General features: G+C 71.2%; 4 protein-coding genes and 1 pseudogene. 4 read left to right on the top strand and 1 reads right to left on the bottom strand.

What is annotated here, in order from left to right; genetic code table 11:
- Positions 1-481, top strand: a pseudogene (locus ACYVE7_RS31165) (DAK2 domain-containing protein); the annotation flags it as partial.
- On the opposite strand, the gene ACYVE7_RS31170 reads toward ACYVE7_RS31165, so the two are convergent.
- A complete protein-coding gene (locus ACYVE7_RS31170; RefSeq protein ID WP_460369788.1) occupies positions 454-738 on the bottom strand; it encodes a hypothetical protein in 285 nt (94 codons plus the stop codon). The pseudogene ACYVE7_RS31165 and the gene ACYVE7_RS31170 overlap by 28 nt on opposite strands.
- 191 nt (positions 739-929) lie before the next feature.
- Here ACYVE7_RS31170 and recG point away from each other — a divergent pair, with 191 nt between their 5' ends.
- The 3 genes from recG to ACYVE7_RS31185 all read left to right on the top strand — a co-directional run.
- The gene (gene recG / locus ACYVE7_RS31175) at positions 930-3,116 is read left to right on the top strand and encodes an ATP-dependent DNA helicase RecG (protein WP_460369790.1); all 2,187 of its coding nucleotides are present in this window, start codon (positions 930-932) and stop codon (positions 3,114-3,116) included.
- Between the two features lie 117 nt (positions 3,117-3,233).
- Entirely contained in the window at positions 3,234-3,305 is a 72-nt protein-coding gene (locus tag ACYVE7_RS31180) for a putative leader peptide (protein WP_460369792.1), read from the top strand.
- A gap of 52 nt (positions 3,306-3,357) precedes the next feature.
- The coding region (locus ACYVE7_RS31185; RefSeq protein WP_460369794.1) for a HEAT repeat domain-containing protein at positions 3,358-3,510 on the top strand (153 nt) is incomplete at its 3' end.

The following is a 3,510-nucleotide window of genomic DNA, read 5'->3' on the forward strand; positions in this document are numbered from 1 at the left end:
GGCGCTGGCCGAGGCGGCCGCGGCGCGGGCGCGCGACAGCGGGGTGCGGATCGCGGTGATCCCGACGAAGGCGTCGGTGCAGGGGCTGGCGGCGCTGGCCGTCCACGATCCGCTGCGCCGTTTCCACGACGACGTGATCGCGATGACGGGCACCGCGCGCGCCACCCGGTTCGGCGGCCTGCAGATCGCGGACGCCGAGGCGATGACGAGTGCGGGCATCTGCCAGCCGGGTGACGTGCTCGGGCTGATCGAGGGGGATGTGGTGATGATCGGCTCAGCGCTGAGCGACATCACCCGTCAGGTGCTGGCCCGGATGCTCTCCGGCGGTGGCGAGCTGGTGACGATGGTCACGGGGGCCCGGGTGCCGTCCGGCCTCGTCGCTGAGGTCGAAGCGGAGCTGCGGGCGCAGCGCCCTGACGTGGAGCTCACCGTCTACGACGGCGGCCAGGTGCTCTATCCGATCCTGCTCGGGGTGGAGTGAGCGGTGACGCCGAGGACCCGGCGGATGCTGTCGGTGGCGGACTCGACCTCGGGGGCGAGCGCGATCAGGTCGCCCCAGGACCACCAGAGCGCGCCGTCCTCCAGCCGGATGTTCTCCTCAAGGCCGGGCGCGACCGGGTTGCTCACGTGCAGCGTGGGGGGACGGCCGATCGGCTGGAGGAGGCGGGCGCTCAACCCGTGCCGTTCGAGGCGGTCGGCCAGCTCACGCAGGGATTCGGCCGCAGTCAGGGTGACCATCGGTACAGCTCCACTTCGTTGTGGGTGATTTAGGACACTTGGAGGAGCGTGCCCTGTTTTTACCTAAATAGGCAAGTCGTCGGCCAAGATCTTTACCTTGCCGGCGGCTCCCACGATCATCACCGATCCGGTGCCCGCCGGTCAGGCCAACGCCGGAACAGAACGTCGGCGGTATCGGCTTCAATGGGATCGTGCTCGAACTCGGCGGAGACTTGCGGAAGGTCCTCGGACCCAAGACGGCCAAGGTGCTGGACGAACGGCTCGACGTGCGGACGGTCGGCGATCTGCTGCGCCACTACCCGCGCCGGTACGTCCGGCACGGCGAACTGACCGACCTCGCGGCGGTGGCCGAGGGCGAGCACGTCACGCTCATGGCCGAGGTGGAGAAGAAGACCGGCCGTGATCTCGCCCGGCGTCCCGGCTACCTGCTGGAGGTCGTGGTCAAGGACGCGGGCGGCCGGCGCGTCTCGCTGACCTTCTTCGGCCGTCCCGGCGCATCCCGGCCCAACCGCGAGCTGCATCCCGGCACCCTCGCGATGGTCGCGGGCAAGGTCTCCTTCTACCGCGGCTCGGGCGGGCTCAAGATCCAGCTCACCCATCCGGACTTCGAGGTCATCCCGACGGGCAGCACCACCGAGACCGCCGAGGAGTTCGCCCGCCGCCCCCTGCCGATCTACCCGGCGACCAAGGAACTCCAGTCCTGGCAGATCAAGAAGGCCGTCGGCACGGTCCTCGACATGGTCACCGACCTGCCCGACCCCCTCCCGCCCGAACTCCGCCGCCGCTACGGCGTCATCCCCCTCGCCGAAGCCCTGGAGAAGATCCACCGCCCCGCCGACTCCGCCGAGCTGGCCCCGGCCCGCAAGCGCCTCAAATGGGACGAGGCCTTCCTCGTCCAGCTCGCCCTGGCCCGCCGCCGCCACGCCGCCGAATCCTTCCCCGCCACCCCCCGCCCGCCGGTCGCCGACGGCATCCGCGCCACCTTCGACACCCGCCTGCCCTTCACCCTGACCGAAGGCCAGCTCCAGGTCGGCCGCGAGATCTCCGCGGCGCTCGCCCTGTCCCATCCGATGCACCGCCTCCTGCAGGGCGACGTCGGTAGCGGCAAGACCCTAGTGGCGTTGCGGGCGATGTTGCAGGTGGTGGACTCGGGGGGGCAGGCGGCGTTGCTGGCACCCACCGAGGTGCTGGCGCAGCAGCATTTCCGGTCGATCAGCGGGATGCTCGGGGAACTGGGGCAGGCCGGGCAGCTCGGCGGCGGGGACCAGGCGACCAGGGTGACCTTGCTGACCGGGTCGCAGGGGGCGAAGGCGAAGAAGGCGGCGCTGCTGGAGGCGGCGTCGGGGGCTGCGGGGATCGTGGTCGGGACCCACGCGCTGCTGCAGGACCAGGTGCGGTTCGCGGAGCTCGGGCTGATCGTGGTGGACGAGCAGCACCGGTTCGGGGTCGAGCAGCGGGACGCGCTCAGGGAGAAGGTCAGCGGGGGGCGGCCGCATGTGCTGGTGATGACGGCGACTCCCATTCCGCGGACCGTCGCGATGACCGTGTTCGGCGATCTGGAGACCTCGGTGCTCGGTGAGCTGCCCGCCGGACGCGCGCCGATCGCGACCCATGTGGTGCCGGGGGAGAAGCCCGCGTTCCTGGCGCGGACCTGGGAGCGGATCCGTGAGGAGGTCGGGCGGGGCCGTCAGGTCTACATCGTCTGCCCGCGGATCGGTGAGGGCCCCGGCGACGACGACGTGGCCAAGGACCCCGAGGAGAAACGTCCGCCGATCGCGGTCCTGGAACTCCAGCCGATGCTGGAGGGCGAGCTGCTGCGCGGGCTGCGGATCGGGGTGCTGCACGGCCGGATGCACCCCGACGACAAGGACGCGGTGATGCGCAGGTTCGCGGCGGGCGAGCTGGACGTCCTGCTCGCGACGACCGTGGTCGAGGTCGGGGTGGACGTCCCCAACGCCACCGTGATGACGATCATGGACGCGGACCGGTTCGGCGTCTCCCAGCTGCACCAGCTCCGCGGCCGGGTCGGCCGGGGCAGCCTGCCGGGGCTCTGCCTGCTCGTCACCGACGCCCCGCCGGACTCGCCGGCCAGGGAGCGCCTCGCGGCCGTCGCCTCGACCACGGACGGGTTCGAACTGTCTCGGCTCGACCTGGAGCAGCGCCGCGAGGGCGACGTGCTGGGCGCCGCCCAGTCGGGCAGCCGTTCGACGCTCCGGCTGCTCACCCTGCTCAGGGACGAGCAGACGATCGTGCGGGCGCGGGAGGCGGCCACGGCGCTCGTCGCGGCCGATCCCGAGCTCAAGGCCTATCCGGAGCTGGCCGCGGAGCTGGAGGAACTGCTCGGCGAGGAGCGCGCTGAGTATCTGGAGAAGACCTGACGGAAGAGGCCCGGTACGCCCACCCCGGCGCTCCGGGCCCCTCCCGTCCTCCACCCCAGAGGAGAATTACATACTAAACCAGTTGACTTAATAGGCAAATTGACGCACGATCGGACCATGAAACTCCTGGTCCAGCGGCTGCACGTCGATCTTCGGCGTCAGGCGAGCGCGCTCTGTCCCCCTCGGTAGCCCTCACGAGACCAGCAGACAGCCCGCCCGCAGACCAGCCAGGAGAAGAACGATGAACGAGCTCAGCCTGATCGAGGAGTACCTCCGCGACCCCGACCCGCGCGTCCGCAGGGCCGCCGTCACGATCCTCGCCGAAGCGGCCCCCCGCGGCACCGGCGACGCGCTCGCCTGGGCCCTCGCCGACGACGACCCCGAGGTGCGCGCC

The sequence above is a fragment of the Actinocorallia lasiicapitis genome (genome assembly GCF_054778695.1).